15 protein-coding genes and 1 pseudogene are annotated in these 19,109 nt (G+C 72.5%); 7 read left to right on the forward strand and 9 right to left on the reverse strand.

What is annotated here, in order from left to right:
• Positions 1-15: 15 nt before the first annotated feature.
• Together rsmD and ACSUPV_RS11440 are read right to left on the reverse strand one after the other, a co-directional pair.
• Positions 16-606, reverse strand: a pseudogene (gene rsmD / locus ACSUPV_RS11435) (16S rRNA (guanine(966)-N(2))-methyltransferase RsmD); the annotation flags it as partial.
• Positions 607-711: 105 nt separating this feature from the next.
• On the reverse strand, positions 712-3,954 hold the full coding sequence (locus ACSUPV_RS11440; protein ID WP_436947420.1) for a helicase-related protein: 3,243 nt from the start codon (positions 3,952-3,954) through the stop codon (positions 712-714).
• A 188-nt stretch (positions 3,955-4,142) separates the two neighbouring features.
• Here ACSUPV_RS11440 and ACSUPV_RS11445 point away from each other — a divergent pair, with 188 nt between their 5' ends.
• Together ACSUPV_RS11445 and ACSUPV_RS11450 are read left to right on the forward strand one after the other, a co-directional pair.
• Positions 4,143-5,981 carry an HSP90 family protein gene (locus ACSUPV_RS11445; protein ID WP_436949895.1) on the forward strand — a complete coding sequence of 613 codons (1,839 nt, stop codon included), beginning with the start codon at positions 4,143-4,145 and terminating at the stop codon, positions 5,979-5,981.
• Positions 5,978-8,932, forward strand: a complete 2,955-nt coding sequence (locus ACSUPV_RS11450) for a tetratricopeptide repeat protein (protein ID WP_436947421.1) — start codon at positions 5,978-5,980, stop codon at positions 8,930-8,932. The genes ACSUPV_RS11445 and ACSUPV_RS11450 overlap by 4 nt, the downstream gene beginning before the upstream one ends.
• 34 nt (positions 8,933-8,966) lie before the next feature.
• Here ACSUPV_RS11450 and ACSUPV_RS11455 read toward each other — a convergent pair whose 3' ends face one another.
• Entirely contained in the window at positions 8,967-10,925 is a 1,959-nt protein-coding gene (locus tag ACSUPV_RS11455; RefSeq protein ID WP_436947422.1) for a DAK2 domain-containing protein, read from the reverse strand.
• 267 nt (positions 10,926-11,192) lie between these two features.
• Here ACSUPV_RS11455 and rpmB point away from each other — a divergent pair, with 267 nt between their 5' ends.
• Positions 11,193-11,378 (forward strand): 50S ribosomal protein L28, encoded by a 186-nt coding sequence (gene rpmB, locus ACSUPV_RS11460; RefSeq protein ID WP_003993230.1) that lies wholly within the window; start codon positions 11,193-11,195, stop codon positions 11,376-11,378.
• Between the two features lie 88 nt (positions 11,379-11,466).
• On the opposite strand, the gene thiD is transcribed toward rpmB, so the two are convergent.
• On the reverse strand, positions 11,467-12,258 hold the full coding sequence (thiD, locus tag ACSUPV_RS11465) for a bifunctional hydroxymethylpyrimidine kinase/phosphomethylpyrimidine kinase (RefSeq protein WP_031120957.1): 792 nt from the start codon (positions 12,256-12,258) through the stop codon (positions 11,467-11,469).
• Positions 12,255-13,220 (reverse strand): thiamine-phosphate kinase, encoded by a 966-nt coding sequence (locus ACSUPV_RS11470; protein WP_037763930.1) that lies wholly within the window; start codon positions 13,218-13,220, stop codon positions 12,255-12,257. The genes thiD and ACSUPV_RS11470 overlap by 4 nt, the downstream gene beginning before the upstream one ends.
• Positions 13,221-13,426: 206 nt before the next feature.
• Between ACSUPV_RS11470 and ACSUPV_RS11475 the strand changes: the two genes are divergently transcribed.
• Together ACSUPV_RS11475 and ACSUPV_RS11480 are read left to right on the forward strand one after the other, a co-directional pair.
• Complete coding sequence (locus ACSUPV_RS11475) at positions 13,427-13,660, forward strand: Lrp/AsnC family transcriptional regulator (RefSeq protein ID WP_003997603.1); 234 nt, start codon at positions 13,427-13,429, stop codon at positions 13,658-13,660.
• Positions 13,661-13,680: 20 nt separating this feature from the next.
• Complete coding sequence (locus ACSUPV_RS11480; protein WP_037763933.1) at positions 13,681-14,199, forward strand: DUF3515 domain-containing protein; 519 nt, start codon at positions 13,681-13,683, stop codon at positions 14,197-14,199.
• A gap of 25 nt (positions 14,200-14,224) precedes the next feature.
• Here the strand turns inward: ACSUPV_RS11480 and ACSUPV_RS11485 are convergent, their stop codons facing one another.
• Genes ACSUPV_RS11485 through ACSUPV_RS11495 form a run of 3 tightly spaced genes read right to left on the reverse strand, consistent with a single transcriptional unit; the run spans position 14,225 to position 17,249 of the window.
• Entirely contained in the window at positions 14,225-15,382 is a 1,158-nt protein-coding gene (locus ACSUPV_RS11485) for a D-alanine--D-alanine ligase family protein (protein ID WP_031120960.1), read from the reverse strand.
• Between the two features lie 59 nt (positions 15,383-15,441).
• Positions 15,442-16,452, reverse strand: a complete 1,011-nt coding sequence (locus ACSUPV_RS11490; RefSeq protein WP_037763938.1) for an NAD(P)H-dependent glycerol-3-phosphate dehydrogenase — start codon at positions 16,450-16,452, stop codon at positions 15,442-15,444.
• The gene (locus ACSUPV_RS11495; RefSeq protein WP_436947423.1) at positions 16,449-17,249 is read right to left on the reverse strand and encodes a lysophospholipid acyltransferase family protein; all 801 of its coding nucleotides are present in this window, start codon (positions 17,247-17,249) and stop codon (positions 16,449-16,451) included. Before ACSUPV_RS11495 ends, ACSUPV_RS11490 begins: the two co-directional genes overlap by 4 nt.
• A gap of 159 nt (positions 17,250-17,408) precedes the next feature.
• Between ACSUPV_RS11495 and cofC the strand changes: the two genes are divergently transcribed.
• Both cofC and ACSUPV_RS11505 read left to right on the forward strand, forming a co-directional pair.
• Positions 17,409-18,047 (forward strand): 2-phospho-L-lactate guanylyltransferase, encoded by a 639-nt coding sequence (gene cofC / locus ACSUPV_RS11500; protein ID WP_436947424.1) that lies wholly within the window; start codon positions 17,409-17,411, stop codon positions 18,045-18,047.
• Positions 18,048-18,056: 9 nt separating this feature from the next.
• Positions 18,057-18,260 carry a hypothetical protein gene (locus ACSUPV_RS11505; protein ID WP_031120965.1) on the forward strand — a complete coding sequence of 68 codons (204 nt, stop codon included), beginning with the start codon at positions 18,057-18,059 and terminating at the stop codon, positions 18,258-18,260.
• 71 nt (positions 18,261-18,331) lie between these two features.
• Here the strand turns inward: ACSUPV_RS11505 and ACSUPV_RS11510 are convergent, their stop codons facing one another.
• Positions 18,332-18,973: an HU family DNA-binding protein gene (locus ACSUPV_RS11510; protein WP_037763941.1), complete on the reverse strand. Its 642-nt coding sequence runs from the start codon at positions 18,971-18,973 to the stop codon at positions 18,332-18,334.
• Positions 18,974-19,109: the final 136 nt, after the last annotated feature.

Consider the following 19,109-nt stretch of genomic DNA (forward strand, 5'->3'; position numbering starts at 1 on the left):
CGCTCTCCGGTCCGGTCATCGTGCGTCTTCGCACGTAGAGGCGGCGCGACCGTACCAAAACGTTCCCTCGCCGTAGCGACGGGCCCGGAGGGGTTCGAAACCCTCGGGCCATCGGAATTCGCCGCCTCTGGTGCTGCGCTCCACGGTGACGAGGGCTTCCTCGGCGAGCCAGCCCTCCGAGCGGAGTGTGAGGAGGATCTCCCGAAGATCGTCGTCCGTGACGGCGTACGGGGGGTCGAGGAAGACCAGGTCGTACGGGTCGCCGGGTGGTGTGGTGCGGATGATCTGTTCTGCTTTGCCCGCTCTGACCTCGGCGCCGGGGAGGCCGAGGTTCCTGACGTTCTCCCGGACCGTGCGGACGGCTTTGGCGTCGGCCTCGACGAGGAGGGTGTGGCCGGCGCCGCGGGAGAGGGCCTCCAGCCCGACGGCTCCTGATCCCGCGTAGAGGTCGAGGACGCGTTCGCCCTCCAGGGGGCCGCCGAGGAGGGACTGCCAGGTGGAGAAGAGGCCTTCGCGCGCGCGGTCGGAGGTGGGGCGGGTGCCTGTCCCTGGCGGGACGGCCAGGCGGCGTCCGCCGGCCTGGCCGGCGATCACGCGGGTCATCTTTGGTCCTTGGTGGTCGGCGGCTTTCCGGTATCAGTGTGGCTGGTCGCGCCCGCGCGGCGGTAGCCGAATACGAGGTACAGCCCCGCGCCCCTGGGGCGCCGCCACTCATCCCTTTTCCAGGTACTGCTCCCTCTCCTCGTCCAGTAGGGCGTCCAGAGCCGTCCGGAGGGCCGGGAGGTGGGTCAGCTCCGGGTCGGCGGCGACCACTGCCGTCGCTTCCTGCCTCGCCTCCGCGATGATCTCCTCGTCGTCGATGACGGCGAGCATGCGCAGGGAGGTCCTGGCGCCCGACTGGGCCTGGCCGAGGACGTCGCCCTCGCGGCGCTGTTCGAGGTCGATGCGGGAGAGCTCGAAGCCGTCGAGGGTGGAGGCCACGGCGTTGAGGCGCTGGCGGGCGGCGCTCGCCTCGGGCATCTCGGTGACGAGGAGGCAGAGCCCGGGCGCCGAGCCACGGCCGACGCGGCCGCGCAGCTGGTGGAGCTGGGAGACTCCGAAGCGGTCGGCGTCCATGATCACCATGGCGGTGGCGTTCGGGACGTTGACGCCGACCTCGATGACCGTCGTGGCGACCAGGACGTCGGTCTCGCCGGCGGCGAAGCGGCGCATGACCGCGTCCTTGTCGTCCGGGTGCATACGGCCGTGCAGGACCTCGACCCGGAGCCCCTGCAGGGGGCCCTTGGTCAGGTGGTCGGCCACGTCGAGGACGGCGAGGGGCGGGCGCTTCTCGGCGGCGTCCTCCGGGGACTCCGGGGGCTTCTTCTTGCCGGGCTTCTTCGGGTCGTCCTCCTCGTCGCCGATGCGGGGGCACACGACGTACGCCTGGTGGCCGTTCTCCACCTCCTCGCGGACCCGTTCCCACGCGCGGGTCAGGAAGTGGGGCTTGTCGGCGGCCGGGACGACATGGCTGGCGATCGGGGAGCGGCCGGCCGGGAGCTGGTCGAGGACCGAGGTCTCCAGGTCGCCGAAGACCGTCATCGCGACCGTGCGCGGAATGGGCGTGGCCGTCATGACCAGCAGGTGCGGGGGCTGTTTGCCCTTGCCGCGCAGGGCGTCGCGCTGCTCGACGCCGAAGCGGTGCTGTTCGTCGACCACGACCAGGCCCAGGTCGTGGAACTGCACCTTGTCCTCGATCAGCGCGTGCGTGCCGATGACGATGCCGGCCTCGCCGGTGGTGAGGTCCAGGAGGGCCTGGCGGCGGGCGGCCGTGCCCATGGAGCCGGTGAGCAGCACCACCTTGGTGGCCTGCTCGGCCCCGCCCAGCATGCCGCCCTCGGCCAGCTCGCCCATCATCTCGACGATGGACCGGTGGTGCTGCTGGGCGAGCACTTCGGTGGGGGCGAGCATGGCGGCTTGCCCGCCGGCGTCGACCACGGCGAGCATCGCGCGCAGGGCGACCATGGTGTTGTGTGTGACCGTGAAGTTGTCGGTGACGTAGGCATGGCTCGGGTGAGCGACGCTGATGCACTGGACGGGCTTCCGCCCCACGTACTCGACCGCCCGGATACCGCGTCGGAACGTGTCGTACTTCGGCCTCGGACGCACGCGCTCCGCTTTGCGGGTGAGCCGGAAGGGGGCGTGATCGTCGGGCAGGGACATCTGCACGTTGTACGCGGCCTTCTTCGGCAGTACTCGCGCCCGGCCGCCCAGCGAGCGCACGAGCCATGCGACGTCCTCCGCGAGCCGGCGCGAAGCCGAGCAGAGGGAGACACTCATGCCGTCGGCTTGGATGGTGCCGTCCGTGTCCAGAAGTCCCTGCAGCACGGCGAGACGGTCCTTGATCGGAGCGTTCTTGAAAGTTTGAGGGACGAACTTGTCGTGGGACGTCCTTCCCCAGAGTCCCAGGTCGCGCAGGACCTGGATCACCGGGTTGCGCACGCCTCCGGCACGCTGCTTGAGCTGGATCGTGTAGTCACAGTGCGATCCCTTCACCGGTACCAGTCGGCATTCGGGCGCTACTGCCGCTGCTACCGCGTCACGGATCTCGTCGTCGATGGTGGAAAGACGGAGATTGTGCCGAAGCGAACCGCCCCCCAACAGGAGCCCGAACAGGTACGGGTCTAGCGGCAGCCCGGCGTCGCTGCCGAGATCGACCGGCTTCGCCGGCGGGATGTACCACTTCGAGGACCCGTTGGCCTTGAACGTGTCGAAACGGATCTCCCGGGTCGTCATGACCTTGGGAGCCTGACCACGGTGCCAACCACAGCTCGTGCCGACGATCCAGAGATGCTCGTCGTCGCACTCGACGGAACTCCCGTCGGACAGGACCAAGCGCCACACATCGCGCTCGCCCTGAGGAAAGACGCCATCGATCAGGGCGATGTCCCCGTCTGGCACCACCACCTCGTCGCCAACCCGCAGATCTCCCATGGGACGGAAGCCCATCGGGGTGAGCACCAGCGAGTCGAGCGGCTGGGCCTTGCCCGATCCGACCTCTCCCTGCAGCAGCCGGTGCATCGGGTGCTCGGTCGCCAGGTCGGCGAAGATCTCGCGGGAGACCCGCTGCTGGCCCTCGGTGAGGGTGAACGGGAGGCGTGCGTCGAAGGCCGTGAGGAGGCCGTCCGGGGTCGGCTCGCGGGGGACCGCCGGGAGTTGGGCGTCCGCGTGGCGGCGGCGGGCGAGGGCGACCTGGAGGACGAAGGCCTCGTCCCACTTGAGGCGGGAGCGGGCGTCCTCGATGTCGGACTTGGTGTGCGGGCGGTGGATCTTCAGGAGGGCCTCGGGGAGCGGGACCAGGCCGCGGCCCCGGCGCAGGGAGTCGGGCAGCGGGTCGACGGCCTCCTGGGCGGTGGGCAGGACCGTCTGGATCGCCTTGCCGATCTTCCAGGACTCCAGCTTGGCGGTGGCGGGGTAGATCGGGATCAGGGCGCCCGCCCAGGTCTCCACGGACTCCTCCGGGTCGCCGCGCAGCAACTCGTAGGCCGGGTGGGCGAGTTGGAGGCGGCGGTTGAAGACGGAGACCTTGCCCGCGAACATCGCGCGGGTGCCCGGCAGGAGCTCCTTGTGGGGCTTGTGAACGCCGTTGCCGAAGAAGACCAGTTGGAGCCGGCCGCTGCCGTCCGTGATCGTGACCTCCAGGCGCTGGCCCTTGCCGCGCGGGGCCTTTGCGGAGGCGAACGTGTGCAGGCGGGCGTCGGCGACCTGGGCGACCACCGTGACGTGCTCGTCCATGGGGAGGTCGGCGAGGTGGGTGAGCTGGCCGCGCTCCTCGTATCTGCGCGGGTAGTGGTGCAGGAGATCGCCGACGGTGAGCAGGCCGAGGTGCTCGGCCATCACCTTCGCGGTGGCGGGGCCGAGCACCGACTTCAGCGGTTGGCGCAGGGGTTCTTCCAGTGCGGGCACGAGATCCATTGCACACCACGCCACTGACAATGGCGCCCGGGCCGCGGCGGAGGCCGCCGTATACGTCCCCGGAAAGCCCTGGTCGGACGGCCGGTCCGGGCCTTAGGATGACGCGCCCCCGGCCTTTCTCGCGGTCACCGCCTCCCCGGGACCGCCCGACCCCGCGCCGTCGCGAGTCCCCCACCGGCGCCGTGATGATGGACTCCCAGAGCTCACAGGCATCCCAGGCACCCCCTTCCCCTCGATCACCTCATACGTTCCAGGTCGACCTGCGTGGTCTCGTGGACCTGCTCTCCCACCACCTCTACTCCAGCCCCAAGGTGTACCTGCGCGAGCTGCTGCAGAACGCCGTGGACGCCATCACGGCCAGACGCGCGGACGAGCCCGGCGCCCCGGCCCGGGTCCGGCTGTACGCGAAGGGCGGCGCGCTGCGCGTCGAGGACACCGGCGTGGGGCTCACCGAGGCGGACGTGCACAGCCTGCTGGCCACCATCGGGCGCAGTTCCAAGCGTGCCGAGGGGCTTCAGGAGGCCAGGTCCGACTTCCTCGGGCAGTTCGGCATCGGCCTGCTGGCGTGTTTCGTCGTCGCCGAGCGGATCCGGGTCGTCAGCCGCAGCGCCCGTACGCCCGGGGCGCCGCCGGTGGAGTGGACGGCGTCCGACGACGGTTCGTACACCGTGCGGACCCTGCCGGACGCCGAGCGGCCCGAACCGGGCACCACGGTGCACCTGGTGGCCCGGGCCGGGGCCGCGGAGTGGCTGGCGCCCGAGCGGGTCGAGGCGCTGGCCCGGGACTTCGGGTCGCTGCTGCCGTACGACGTCCGGGTGGGTGACGAGGCGGTCACCGACCTGCCCGCGCCCTGGGACCGGCCGTACCCGGGCCCGGCCGCCCGCCGCATCGCCCTCGCGCGGCACTGCCACGACCTGTTCGGGTTCACGCCGCTGGACACCATCGAGCTGTCCGTGCCGGTGGCGGGCATCCGCGGGGTGGCGTACGTGCTTCCGGCGGCCGTCAGCCCGGCACAGCGCGCGGGGCATCGCATCCACCTCAAGGGCATGCTGCTGACCGAGCGGGCCGAACAGCTGCTGCCCGACTGGGCGTTCTTCGTGCGCTGCGTCCTCGACACGGACAGCCTGCGGCCCACGGCCTCGCGCGAGGCGCTGTACGAGGACGAGACGCTGGCGGCCGTGCGCGAGGCGCTGGGCGAGCGCATCCGCGGGTGGCTGACGGGGCTCGCGGCCGGTGATCCGGAACGGCTGGCCGCGTTCCTGGCGGTGCACCACCTGGGCGTGAAGTCCCTGGCCCGGCACGACCGGGAGATGCTGCGCACGATGCTGCCGTGGCTGCCCTTCGAGACCACCGACGGTCGGCTGTCCCTGGAGGAGTTCGCGCAGCGGCACCCGGTGGTGCACTTCACGCGGACCGTCGAGGAGTACCGGCAGGTCGCGCCGATCGCCTCGGCACAGGGCATCGGCGTGATCAACGGCGGTTACACGTACGACAGCGAGCTGGTGGAGGCGCTGCCGTCGGTGCGGCCGGGGACGGTGGTCGCCGAGCTGGACGCCGAGACGGTGACCGCGCATCTGGACGCGGTCGACCCGGCCGAGGAACTGGCCCTGTCCGGCTTCCTGGCCGCCGCGCGGGCCCGCCTCGACCCGCTGGGCTGCGACGTCGTCCTGCGGGCGTTCCATCCGCTGTCCGTGCCCGCGCTGCACCTCGACGACCGGGACGCCCGGCACGAGCAGGCCCGGGCGGACGCCGAGGCCCAGGCCGACGACCTGTGGGCGGGCATCCTCGGGTCCCTGCGCGGCAGTGCGCCCCGCGCGCGTCTGGTGCTCAACCACCTGAACCCGCTCGTGCGGCGGATCAGCGCCCTGCCCGACGCGGAGCTCATCGGCACGGCCACGGAGTCGCTGTACGGGCAGGCGCTGCTGATGGCGCAGCGACCGCTCAGGCCCGCCGACTCGGCGCTGCTCAACCGCGCGTTCATCGGCCTGCTGGAGTGGGCCACGCACCCCGAGGACGGCCGGGCATGACGGAGATCACGGATGTCGACGCCCTGCGCCGGGCGATGGCGGAGAACGCCGAGCAGCCGGAGGGACCGGCCCGCAACGCGCGCGCGGAGGAGTTGCTGGCGGCGGCCGAGAAGCTGAACGTCCCGCTCGCCGTCATCGAGGCGCTCGGACACCAGCTGAAGGTCTACAACTACAGCTCCGAGAAAGGGAAGATGTTCGTCCCCTTCGCGCGTCTGCTGCGCATGTGGGACGAACGGCCCGAGGACTTCGACGAGTACGAGGCGCACTCGCTGCACTGGGTCTTCAAGTGGGTGTCGTCCGGCATGCTCGACCAGCCGCACATCCCGCTCGCGTCGATCGAGAAGTGGCTCGGCGAGATGGAGCGCCGCTACCGGCTCGCCGGGTACTCCGAAGCGGCCGTGCGCAGCGCCGAGCACAGTGTGGCCGCGCATGTCGGGGACGTGGCGCGCGCGGAGCGGGCCTACGCCGCGTGGCTGGCCGCCGACCGGGACGCCATGTCCGACTGCCACGCCTGCGAGCTGCACGGGCAGGGCTGGTGGCAGGCCGAGCTGGGCCGGGACGAGGAGGCACTGGAGCTGTGGCTGCCGGTGCTGGAGGGCCGGTACACCTGCGCCCACGAGCCGCACACGGCCCTGGCCTCCTCCCTGGTGCCGTTGCTGCGGCTGGGCCGCCTGGACGAGGCCCGCGCCAACCATCTGCGGGGCTTCCGGCTCGTCCGGGCCATGGAGAGCATGCGCGGCGCCTACGCGGAGCACGTGGAGTTCTGCGCGCTGACCGGCAACGAGGCGCGAGGGCTCGAACTGCTCGCGGAGCGCCCGGCGTACTTCACGGACGACGGGCAGCCGCAGAGCAGGCTGGACTTCCTGAGCGTGGTGACCCTGCTCATGGACCGCCTCACCGCGCTCGGTCTCGGCGACCGGCTGGTGCCGGGCCCGGTCGGCCGGGAGTGGACGGCCCGGGAACTCGCCGCCCACGCGCGTGCGGACGCCCTCGCGCTGGCGGCCCGTTTCGACGAGCGCAACGGCACGGCCCACGTGGGCGACCGGGCCCGCGCCCGCATGGCGCGGAAGCCCCTGGTCGAGCGGCTGCCGCTGGGGGTGCGCTCGGTCGGTCCGGCCCCGGTGCCCGCTCCCCCGCCGCCGGCCCCGGCCCCCGTCGACGGGCAGCCGGACCTGCCCGCCCTGCTGGCCGAGGCGCGGCGGCTGTCGGACCACCTGCGACCGCACGCCGTGGAGGCGTGGGCGGCGGTCGCCCGGGCCGCGGAGGGCGTCGAGCTGGACCCGCGCGACCGGGCCGAGATCGCCGACCACGAGGCGATGGGCCTCGGTCCCGCCGGTGCCGAGCTGTTCGAACAGGCCGCCGTGCTGTACGCGGAGGCGGGCGACCCGGGCGAGGCGCTGGCGGCACGCGCGCGTGCCGCCTACGTGCGGGCGCTGGGGGGTGCGGTGGCGGAGGCCGTCGCGGCCGTGGAGGAGCCGTACGAGGAGGTCCTCGCGCTGTACGCCGCCGGCGGTACGGGGACGCGGCAGACGGCGGCCGTCCTGATGGGCCGGGCCCGGATCCTGCTGCGCCGGGCGCACGCGGCGGAGACGGCCGGGGCAGCGGAGGGGCCCGGCGCGGAGGCGGTGTACGGCGCGGAGGCGGTGTACGGCGCGGCCGAGGCCGCCGTGCGCGAGGTCCTGGCGCTGGTCGAGGGGCGCACCGGGGAGGACGTGCGGCTGGCCGCGCGGGCCGCCGAGGCGCAGGCGATGCTCGCCGAGCTGGCGGGACTGCGCGGAGACCTGCCGGCGGCGGTGCGGCTGTTCGCGCGGGGCGCGGCGGCGTTCGTCGCGGCGGGGCTGCCCTGGTTCGCCGTGGAGTACGAGGCCCGGCTGGCGTCCCTCGCGCACCACCTCGGCGACATGGCCGAGGCGGAACGGGCCCTGCGGGCCGCCCTGGAGCACGGCGGAGCGCACCTGGAGGCGCCCGGGCGGGCCCAGCTGCACCTCCAGCTCGCCGAACTCCTCGGCAACCGGGACGAGGCCGTGGAGGCCGCGCGGCACGCGCTGGAGGCCGCGCACTGGGCCGACGAAGCCGGCCAGAGCGCCACGCTGGGCGCCTGGGCCCGGCAGCAGCTCGGCGGGTTCCTGCTGCGGCAGGGGCGGTGGGCCGAGGCGGCTGAGGTGCTGGAGTCGGCGCTGCCCGACCTGACCGCCGAGACGCACGGCGACGGGGCGATCGTGCAGACGCAGTGGTGGCTCGGCGACTGCCTGAGCGAACTCGGCGAGCACCGCGCGGCCGCCGAACGACGCCTGCAGGCCGCCGAGATCGCCCGCACCTGGCCCGAGCAGCAGGACCACGCGACCCTCGCGCACCTGGCCGGGGAGTCCCTCGGGCAGGCGGGACTGACCGCCGAGGCCGACCGGGCCTACGCGCTCGCGGGCGAGCTGTGGCGGGCCCTCGGCAACCCGCAGGGCCTGGTCCGCTCCCTGCGCGCCCGCGCCTGGCTGGCGTTGCGCACCCAGGACGGCATCGCGGCGGCCCGCGCGCTCATGGCGGAGGCGTTCCAGGAGTGCGCGACCGCGCGGGACGAGGCGCCCGACGAGGAGTCCCGGCAGCGGTTCGTCACCGAACTCGGCCACACCCACCGCCAGTTCGGCGACCTGCTGGCCCGGGCCGCCACCGAGAGCGACACCGGGGCCCCGCCCCCGGCCCTGTTCGACGAGGCGCTGTCCCAACTGCGGCGGTCGTCCCGGGTGTTCGCCTCCCTCGGGGACGGCGCCCTGCACAGCCGCACCGATGCCGAACTGACCGCGGGATGGCTGGAGATCGAGCTGGGCCGCCTCACCGAGGCGAGGGCACGCGCGCGTGCGGTGCTGACGGCGTACGACGGATACGACGGCGAGACGGTGCGGTCCCGGCGGGCGGAGGCCGAGCACCTGCTCCGCGTCGCGGCGGATGACCGGGGCTGAAACGCCCGGCACCGCCCGCTCGGCCTGTTCGGCCCTATTCGACGCCGATGAGCAGCAGGGAGCCCTGCCGTCCGCCCCGGTACACGACCGTGTCGACGGCGAGGTACCCCTCGCGGACCCGGCCTTCGAGGTGCTCGGCGACGGCGTCGGGGGCCTCGTCGCCGAGGACCAGGGTGACCATCTCGCCCCCGGCCGCGAGCATGCGGTCCAGGACGGTCTCGGCGGTGGCCGTGACGTCCGAGCCGATCACGGCCACGTCGCCGTCGATCAGGCCGAGGACGTCGCCGGCCTGGCAGATGCCGGCCATCGTCCAGGACTGGCGTTCGGCGACGGTGACCTCGGCGTAGCGGGTGGCGCCGGCGGCCGAGGTCATCGACACGACGTCCTCGTCGAAGCGGCGCTCGGGCTCGTGCACGGCCAGTGCCGCGATGCCCTGGACCGCCGAGCGGGTCGGGATGAGGGCGACACGGACGCCCTCCGTGCGGACCTGCTCGGCGGCCGCCGCTGCGGTGTGGCGCAGCTCTGCGTCATTGGGCAGCAGGACGACCTCGCGCGCGTGGGCCCGCCGTACGGCCTGCACGAGCTCGCCGCTCGCGGGCGGCTCCCCGGGCCGCGCGAGCACGGTGGTCGCGCCGGCCTCGGCGTAGAGCCCGGCCAGGCCCTCCCCGGGCACGACCGCCACCACGGCCCGCTGGGCGCGTTCCCGGGGCTGCCGCTCGGCGCCGGTGGTGTGCACGTCGCCGGCGCCGAAGTGCGTGATGCGGATCCGGTACGGCCGCCCGGCCTCGATGCCGGCCTCCACGGCGGCGCCCGCGTCGTCGACATGGACGTGGACGTTCCACAGCCCGTCGCCGCCGACCACGACGAGGGAGTCCCCGAGGGCGTCGAGCCGCTCCCGCAACCGCGTCACGGCGGCGTCCTCGGCCTCCAGGAGGTAGATCACCTCGAAGGCGGGTCCGTCCTGCCCGGGCGCGGCGGCGCTGTCGGCACCCTCGCCGGGGTCGGCGCACGCCGGGAGGGGCTCTGCGACGGGCTCCACGCGCGCGTGCGACGCGTCGACCGTGACACCCCGCGCATCGGACGCCCCGTGATCGACCAGGCCGGGACCGGCCGGACCGTGATCGACCAGGCTGGAGTCGGCCGGACCGGGGTCGGCCGAGCCATGATCCACCGACAGCGCCCCGACCGAACCGTCGGACGCCGCCCCGGGCACCACGCGCGCGTGCGCCCCCACCGGCTCCCCGGCCCCCACCGGCTCCCCGGCCCCGGGCCCCGCCCCCCGGGCCTCCGGCACCCGCCCCGCGCTCGTCACCGGCCCGCGCGGCCGCTCCCCCGTGAACGTCTCCACCAGCGCCCCGAGCACGGCCACCAGCCCCCGCCCGCCGGCGTCGACCACCCCGGCGCGTCCCAGCACGGGCAGCTGCTCCGGGGTCGCGGCGAGGGCCTCACGCGCTCCCTCGTAGGCGGCCCGTGCGACGTTCCCGCAGTCACCCTCGACACCGGCGGCGGCGTCCGCCGCGTCCGCCGCGGCCGAGGCGACCGTGAGGACCGTGCCCTCCACGGGATGGGCCACGGCCTCGCGGGCGGAGTCGGCCGCGTGCCGCAGGGCGAGCCGCAGACCCCGGCCGTCCGCGTGCGCGCTCGCGTCGTCCGCCAGCACCTGGGCCATACCGCGCAGCAGCTGGGCGAGGATCGTCCCGGAGTTCCCGCGGGCACCGATCAGCGCCCCGTGCGCCATGGCCCGTACGGCGTCGGAGAGCGTCGGCCGGTCCTCCGGTCCGGAGCCCGCCGCGTGCCCCACGAACACCGCCTCGACCGCCGCGACCGCCGACTCCACGGTCAGGTACAGGTTCGTGCCGGTGTCCCCGTCCGCCACGGGATAGACGTTGATCGCGTCGATCTCCTCACGCGCCCGCCCCAGCGTCTCGAGCGCGAGACCGCACCAGGTGCGCACCGCGACAGCATCGAAGAATGTCTGCGGCACCTGCGCCACTGCGCCTCCCTGAGCTGCTGGACGTGGCAGGCAGCGTAGACCCCGGGACGGTGTCCACCGGAAGAGGGCCGGGGCGGGGCCCTGAGCTGCCATGGTAGTTTCGCTCTACGGGTGCAGCCGTTGTATGCTGCTCCGGTTGCCCGATCCTGATCGGGCCTTCCCCCTGGCAGCGCCACTCAGATCTCGACCGGCTCCTGGAGCCACAAGATCTCGATCCCGGCATGCCGGGATTAACCGTAAGTGCATCTGAAGTCTTTGGAGTGACCCGTGGCTGCCAACTGCGACGTCTGCGGCAAGGGGCCGGGCTTCGGCAACAACATCTCGCACTCGCACCGCCGTACGTCCCGTCGCTGGAACCCGAACATCCAGCGTGTGCGTACCGTGGTGGGCGGGACGCCGAAGCGCGTGAACGCTTGCACCTCGTGCATCAAGGCCGGCAAGGTCTCGCGCTGACGCTCAGCTAGCGCGCGGCCACTGCTGGTTCGCTGGAGGAGCCGGTCCACCCAGGTGGACCGGCTCTTTGGCGTGCCTCGGCCCGCGGTCACGAGCCGCCACGGAACCGCCACCCGTGGTCCACCGGACCGATGCCCCCACCGAGCGCGAAACCGGCCGCCACGGCCCCGGTGACGTACTCCTTGGCCGCCGCCACCGCCTCCGGCACGGAGTCGCCCTTCGCGAGCTGTGAGGCGATCGCGGAGGCGAGGGTGCAGCCGGTGCCGTGGGTGTGGCGGTTGTCGTGCCTCGGCGCCCGCAGCCAGTGCTCCTCGGAACCGTCCGTGAGCAGGTCCACGGCGTCCCCGGAGAGGTGGCCGCCCTTGATCAGCGCCCAGCGCGGTCCGTAGGCCAGCACCGCCGCCGCGGCCCGCCGCATCTCCCCCTCCGACGCGACGCGTACACCCGTCAGCTGGGCCACCTCGTCGAGGTTCGGGGTCGCGACCGTCGCCGCCGGCAGCAGCTTCGTACGGACGGAGTCCAGCGCGGAGGCGGCCAGCAGGGAGTCGCCGTGCTTGGAGACCCCGACCGGGTCGACGACCGCCGGGGCGTCCGTCCCCGCGATCAACTCCGCGACCGCCTCGACGAGTTCCGCGGAGGCGAGCATGCCGGTCTTGACCGCCTGGACGCCGATGTCGTCGACGACGCTGCGGTACTGGGCGCGCACGGCCTCCACGGGCAGTTCCCAAGCCCCCTGCACGCCCAGGGAGTTCTGCGCGGTCACCGCCGTGACGACGCTCATGCCGTGCACGCCGAGCGCGAGCATCGTCTTCAGGTCGGCCTGGATGCCCGCGCCTCCGCCGGAGTCCGAGCCCGCCACCGTGAGGACGTTGGGGATCATGAGTCCGTGTCCCCGAAGTGGTCCCAGCCGCCCTTGTTGGTCCACGGCGCACCGTCGACGGTCACCTGCGGCAGCGCCGAGGGGTTGAGGACCTCGCCGATGACCTTCCAGCGGGCGGGCAGCTTCACGTCCGGCGGGAAGGTCGCCACGATCGCGTGGTCCTCTCCCCCGGTCAGCACCCACTGCATGGGGTCCACGCCGACGGCCTGCCCGATGTCGTTCATCTGGGACGGGATGTCGATCGCCTGGGAGCGGATGTCGATGCGCACCTTGCTGGCCTCGGCGATGTGCCCCAGGTCGGCGATCAGCCCGTCGCTCACGTCGCACATCGCGGTCGCCCCGAGCCCGGCGGCGGCCGGCCCCGCGTGGTACGGCGGCTCGGGGCGCCGGTGGGCCTCCACGAACGCCCGCGGCGAGCGGAACCCCCGGGACAGCACGGCGAACCCGGCCGCCGACCAACCCAGCCAGCCCGTCACCGCGACGAGGTCGCCGGGCTGCGCACCCGCCCGCGTCACCGGCTCCTGGTTGCGGAGATCGCCGAGCGCGGTGATCGACACCATGATCGAGTCGCCGCGTACGACGTCACCGCCGACCACGGCGGCGCCCGCCACCTGGCACTCGTCGCGCAGGCCGTCCATGAGCTCGCTCGGCCACGTCACCGGCAGCTCGGCCGGGACGACCAGGCCGAGCAGCAGCGCGGTGGGCACGGCGCCCATGGCTGCGATGTCGGCGAGGTTCTGCGCGGCCGCCTTGCGGCCCACGTCGTAGGCCGTCGACCAGTCGCGGCGGAAGTGCCGGCCCTCCACCAGGATGTCCGTACTGGCCACGACCCTGCGGTCGGGGGCGGCCACCACGGCGGCGTCGTCGCCGGGGCCGACCCGGACCGCCGGGGTGGTGGTCAGACGGGAGGTGAGCTCCCTGATGAGCCCGAACTCACCGAGCTCACCAACAGTGCCCTTCATTGCCCTTTCTCCCCTTCTGTCCCTGTCCGTGCCCGGTCGCGAGGCATCTCAGTCCTCGCTACGGTCGAAGTGACCGTCACGTTCTGCCGGACCCGCGCCCCGGCGCGCAAGACCCGGTGCCCGCAGGTCTCCCCGCGGCGAGCGGCGACGCGATACCGTGGCGTTCCTTTTCCCCACATGATCCTCGTGGCCGCCCTGGAGGTTCCGTGGTACAGGCGTACATCCTGATCCAGACGGAGGTCGGCAAGGCGTCGACCGTCGCCGAGACGATCAGCAAGATCCCTGGGGTCATCCAGGCCGAGGACGTGACAGGACCCTACGACGTGATCGTGCGGGCCCAGGCGGACACCGTCGACGACCTCGGCCGCATGGTGGTCGCCAAGGTCCAGCAAGTGGACGGCATCACCCGCACCCTGACCTGCCCGGTCGTGCATCTGTAGCCCCCGTCTACCCTGTGCCGGTGAACTCTTTCCGTCACCGGCACCGTCGTGTCTTCCGCGTGTTCCGCCTGCCCGTTCTGGCGCTGTTGATCACTGCCGCGGGCTGCTCCTCAGCAGACGACAGCGCGTCGGCGGCGGTTCCCGAACCGGACGCGAAGGCCACGGAACTGTGCCGGAACCTGGACAAGGTACTGCCCGCGAAGGTGGACGGTGAGCGTCGCCGGGATCCCGATCCCGCGTCGGCGCTGACGGCGGGCTGGGGCAGCCCGGCGATCATACTTCGCTGCGGTGTGCCGCAGCCGCCGAAGATGGTCGATCCGAAGGTGGCGGAGGGGCGGGACGCGGACGCGGTGGCCGGGGGTGTGAACGGGGTCGACTGGCTGATGGAGAAGCAGGGCGACGGCGGGTACCGGTTCACCACGGCCAACCGCGAGGCCTACGTGGAGGTCTCCGTGCCGGAGGGCGTGGACAGCTCCGGCGTCCTGATCGATCTGGCGTCGGCTGTGAAAAAGGCGATCCCCGAGGGGATCGCCTCCTGACCTTCCGGTCGCTCTCGGAGCCCGGTCAGCGCAGGCCCGTCGACCGGCGCAGCGCCGCCCGCACCAGCCGGTCGATCAGCTCCGGGTAGCTCACCCCGCTCTCCTGCCACATCTTCGGGTACATCGAGATGGGCGTGAAGCCGGGCATCGTGTTGATCTCGTTGATCACGAACTCGCCGTCCTCGGTGAGGAAGAAGTCCGCGCGGACCAGGCCCTCACAGGACGCCGCCTCGAAGGCGTCGACCGCCAGGCGCTGCACCTCGGCCGTCTCCTCGGGCGTGAGGGGCGCCGGCACGATCCCCGGGGTGGAGTCGATGTACTTGGCCTCGAAGTCGTAGTACGCGTGCGCCTCGGGTGAGGGGATCTCCGCGGGGACGGAGGCCCGGGGGCCGTCCTCGAACTCCAGGACACCGCACTCGATCTCGCGGCCGCGCAGGGCCGCCTCGATGAGGATCTTGGGGTCGTGCCGCTGGGCCTCGGCGATCGCCTCGTCCAGGCCGGAGAGGTCGTCGACCTTGGTGATGCCGATCGAGGAGCCGGCGCGCGAGGGCTTCACGAACAGCGGCCAGCCGTGCTCACCGGCGAAGTCGACGATCTTCTTGCGGGCGGCGGCCTCGTCGCGCTCCCACTCGCGCGGCCGGATCACCACGTACGGGCCCACCTTGAGCCCGAAGGAGGTGAACACCCGCTTCATGTACTCCTTGTCCTGGCCGACGGCCGAGGCGAGCACGCCCGAACCCACGTACGGGACGCCGGACAGCTCCAGGAGGCCCTGGAGGGTGCCGTCCTCGCCGTACGGGCCGTGCAGCACCGGGAAGACCACGTCGACCTCACCGAGCGCCTTGGGCACCGATCCCGGCTCGCTGTAGACGACTTCGCGGTTGGCGGGGTCGACCGGGAGGATCACCCCGCCCTCGGCCGACTCGGCGAGCGCGTCGACGCTCGGCGGGCGCCGGTCGACGATCGCCATCCGCTCCGGTTCGTCCGCCGTGAGCGCCCAACGGCCGTCCTGGGTGATGCCGATCGGGAGGACGTCGTACTTCGTCCGGTCGATGGCCTTGAGGACGGCGCCGGCCGTGACCACGGAGATCCCGTGTTCGGAGCTGCGCCCGCCGAACACGACGGCCACACGCGGCTTGCGAGGCGGCTGCTCGGGGCTCTGGGGGAGGTTCTCGGTGCTCATATCGCGTTGAGAGTACCCGTTGGTAGGGCCCGGAGACAGCGCCCGCCGCCTCGCGTCGCTCAGCGTCGTTCGGGCTTCGCGCTGCGCGACATCAGCTCCTTGAGCGCCACCACCGGAGGCTTGCCCTCGTGCACGATGCCGACGACCGTCTCCGTGATCGGCATGTCGACGCCGTGCCGGCGGGCCAGATCCAGCACCGACTCGCAGGACTTGACGCCCTCGGCGGTCTGCTTGGTGACCGCGATGGTCTCCTGGAGGGTCATGCCCTTGCCGAGGTTGGTGCCGAAGGTGTGGTTGCGGGACAGCGGCGAGGAGCAGGTGGCCACCAGGTCGCCCAGGCCGGCGAGTCCGGAGAAGGTCAGCGGGTCGGCGCCGAGCGCCATGCCGAGCCGGGTCGTCTCGGCGAGGCCGCGCGTGATGAGGGAGCCCTTGGCGTTGTCGCCGAGGCCCATGCCGTCCGCGATGCCGACGGCGAGGCCGATGACGTTCTTCACGGCTCCGCCCAGTTCGCAACCCACCACGTCCGTATTGGTGTACGGGCGGAAGTAGGGCGTGTGGCAGGCGGCCTGGAGCCGCTGGGCGACGGCCTCGTCGGTGCAGGCGACGACGGCGGCGGCCGGCATCCGCGCGGCGATCTCCCGGGCCAGGTTGGGCCCGGTGACGACGGCGATCCGGTCCGGGCCGACCTTGGCGACGTCGTCGATGACCTCGCTCATCCGCATCGCGGAGCCGAGTTCGACGCCCTTCATCAGCGACACGAGGACCGTGTCGGGAGCGAGCAGCGGGCTCCACTCGGCGAGGTTGCCGCGCAGGGTCTGCGAGGGGACCGACAGGACCGTGAAGTCGGCGTCCGCCGCGGCTTCGGCGGGGTCCGTGGTGGCCCGCACGTTCTCCGGGAGCTCGACGCCCGGGAAGTAGTCGGGATTGGTCCGCGTGGAGTTGATGGCCTCCACGACCTCCGGGCGGCGTCCCCACAGGGTGACCTCGCAGCCCGCGTCGGCGAGCACCATGCCGAAGGCCGTGCCCCACGAACCGGCGCTCAGGACCGCCGCCTTGACCGGTGTGCTCACTTGCCCAGCCCCTCTTCCTGCACGGTCTGCCCGGACTTCTGGTGCGTCTCCGTCTGCTGCGTCTGCGCCTGGGTGCGGCGCCGCTGCTCGATCCGCTCCCGCCGCGGGTCGTAGGGCGTCGCGGGCGCCTTCTCGCCGCGGATCTCCTCCAGCTGGCGGGTGATGGCGGCCATGATGACCTCCGTGGCCTCCTTCAGCAGGTCCGCGGTCATCTCCCGGTCGTAGAACCGCGTGAGGTCCACCGGCGGTCCGGCGAGCACGCGGTGCGTCTTGCGCGGCAGCAGACGCGGCTTCTTCGCGTACGGCGGCAGCAACTCGTTGCAGCCCCACTGGGCGACGGGGATCACCGGGCACTTGGTCTGCAGGGCGACGCGGGCCGCCCCGGTCTTGCCGGTCATGGGCCAGCCGTCCGGGTCGCGGGTGAGGGTGCCCTCGGGGTAGAAGGCGACGCATTCCCCGCGGTCCACGGCGTCGATCGCGGCCCGGAAGGCGCTCAGCGCGTCCGTGCTCTCGCGGTAGACGGGGATCTGCCCGGTGCCCCGCATGGCGGCCCCGACGAATCCCTTCTTGAAAAGCCCGCTCTTCGCGAGGAATCGCGGGACGCGCCCGGTGTTGTACTGAAAGTGCGCGTAAGCGAAGGGGTCGATGTGCGAATTGTGGTTCACCGCGGTGATAAATCCACCCTCGGCCGGAATGTGCTCCATTCCGCGCCAGTCCCGCCTGAGCAGAACCACCAGCGGCGGTTTGCAGATCACCGCGGCGAAGCGGTACCAGAAGCCGATTCTGCGGCGGGGCACGCGGACACCTTCCTCTAGGGCCTGAAGCGGGGGCCACCGGGGGGCCGCACAAGTGTCGCCCCAGGCCGCCGGTCTGTCGAGAACACCGTACGCCCCGACACGCCGACCGCCCGATGCCCCGGGTGACAATGACCGCGACAAGAGGAGGACGGAACACCCGTGCAGTGGACCCTGGTCGTACCCCTGAAGCCCCTGGCCCAGGCCAAGAGCAGGCTTGCGGACACCGCGGACGACGGGCTGCGGCCGGACCTGGCGCTGGCCTTCGCCCAGGACACGGTGGCGGCCGCGCTGGCCTGCCCGGCGGTGCGTGATGTGGCAGTCGTCACGGACGACGCCCGGGCGGGCCGTGAGCTGGCCGCTCTGGGCGCGGCGATCATCCCCGACGAGCCGGGCGGCGGCCTCAACGCCGCGCTCGCACACGGGACGGGCGTCATACGGTCCGCGCGTCCGGGAAGTCCGGTGGCGGCGCTGAACGCCGACCTCCCGGCGCTGCGCCCGCAGGAATTGTCCCGGGTCCTCGATTCCGCCGCTGAATTCCCGCGCGCATTTCTCCCGGACGCGGCCGGGATCGGCACGACCCTGCTGGCGGCCGCCCCGGGCCTGGAATTGCGTCCGGCCTTCGGCACCGATTCCCGGGCCCGGCACCACAAGTCCGGCGCGGTGGAACTGTCCCTCACCGCCGTGGATTCCGTACGCCAGGACGTGGACACCGGCGACGACCTGCGCAGCGCCCTGGCCCTGGGGGTCGGCCCTCATACGGCCGCGGCCGCCGCGCGCTTGCTGATACCCGGGCAGTAGGCTGCGGCCATGCAGGCGACCGCGTACACGTACGACCCCGAAAGCCGCAGTGGGCAGGTGCTCCTGGACGACGGCACCCCGGTGCCCTTCGACGCGGCGGCGTTCGACGCGGGGGGCCTGAGACTGCTGCGTCCGGGGCAGCGGGTCCGGATCGAGGTGGAGGGCCCGAAGGAGAGCCTCCGCATTACTCTCGTGACACTCCAGACCCTCTGACCACTCCTGAACACACCGCGGGCCGGACTCCGTGCGGGAGTCCGGCCCGGCGCGTGAATACCCCGGCGCCCCTACTTCTTGCGGGCGGTGGTCTTCTTGGCGGTGGTCTTGCGCGCCGTCGACTTCTTGGCGGGCGCCTTCTTGGCCGTCGCCTTCTTCGCCGGGGCCTTCTTGGCGGTGGTCTTCTTCGCGGCGGTGGTCTTGGACGTCGCCGTGGTCTTCTTGGCGGGCGCCTTCTTGGCCGTCGTCTTCTTCGCGGCGGCCGTCTTGGTGGTGGCCTTCTTCGCCGTGGTCTTCTTGGCGGTGGTCTTCTTCGCGGCGGCCGTCTTCGTGGTCGCCTTCTTCGCGGCGGCCTTCTTGACCGTCGCGCCGGCACCGCCGGTCAGGCTGCCCTTGGGTGCCTTCTTGACGGACACCTCACCACCACGCGGGAGCTTCTTCGAGCCGCTGACCAGGTCCTTGAAGCCCTGGCCCGCGCGGAAGCGCGGAACGGAGGTCTTCTTGACCCGAACCCGCTCGCCCGTCTGGGGATTACGGGCGTAGCGGGCCGGACGGTCGACCTTCTCGAAGGAACCGAAGCCGGTGACGGAGACCCTCTCACCTGCGACGACCGCGCGGACGATGGCGTCCAGTACATGGTCGACAGCGTCGGCGGCCTGCTGGCGGCCGCCCATCTTGTCGGCAATCGCTTCTACGAGCTGCGCCTTGTTCACGTCTTCCCCTTCGGAGACATCGCCAGAACGAAAGTGTTCAAGCTTTTTCGCACGTTAGGCAGATATATACCGCAAATCAAACACGAAACGGGCTTATCACCCTTGTGCCGCAACGAACTCGACGGTGTCGACGGGT

The organism is Streptomyces sp. SudanB52_2052 (assembly GCF_964272415.1).
GTDB classification, from domain to species: domain Bacteria; phylum Actinomycetota; class Actinomycetes; order Streptomycetales; family Streptomycetaceae; genus Streptomyces; species Streptomyces olindensis.

Excerpts from the sequence above, each read along its gene's own strand:
- ACSUPV_RS11440 (WP_436947420.1), bottom strand. The coding sequence starts at position 3,954 with ATGGATCTCGTGCCCGCACTGGAAGAACCCCTGCGCCAACCGCTGAAG.
- ACSUPV_RS11445 (WP_436949895.1), top strand. The coding sequence starts at position 4,143 with ATGGACTCCCAGAGCTCACAGGCATCCCAGGCACCCCCTTCCCCTCGA.
- ACSUPV_RS11450 (WP_436947421.1), top strand. The coding sequence starts at position 5,978 with ATGACGGAGATCACGGATGTCGACGCCCTGCGCCGGGCGATGGCGGAG.
- thiD (WP_031120957.1), bottom strand. The coding sequence starts at position 12,258 with ATGATCCCCAACGTCCTCACGGTGGCGGGCTCGGACTCCGGCGGAGGC.
- ACSUPV_RS11470 (WP_037763930.1), bottom strand. The coding sequence starts at position 13,220 with ATGAAGGGCACTGTTGGTGAGCTCGGTGAGTTCGGGCTCATCAGGGAG.
- ACSUPV_RS11485 (WP_031120960.1), bottom strand. The coding sequence starts at position 15,382 with ATGAGCACCGAGAACCTCCCCCAGAGCCCCGAGCAGCCGCCTCGCAAG.
- ACSUPV_RS11505 (WP_031120965.1), top strand. The coding sequence starts at position 18,057 with ATGCAGGCGACCGCGTACACGTACGACCCCGAAAGCCGCAGTGGGCAG.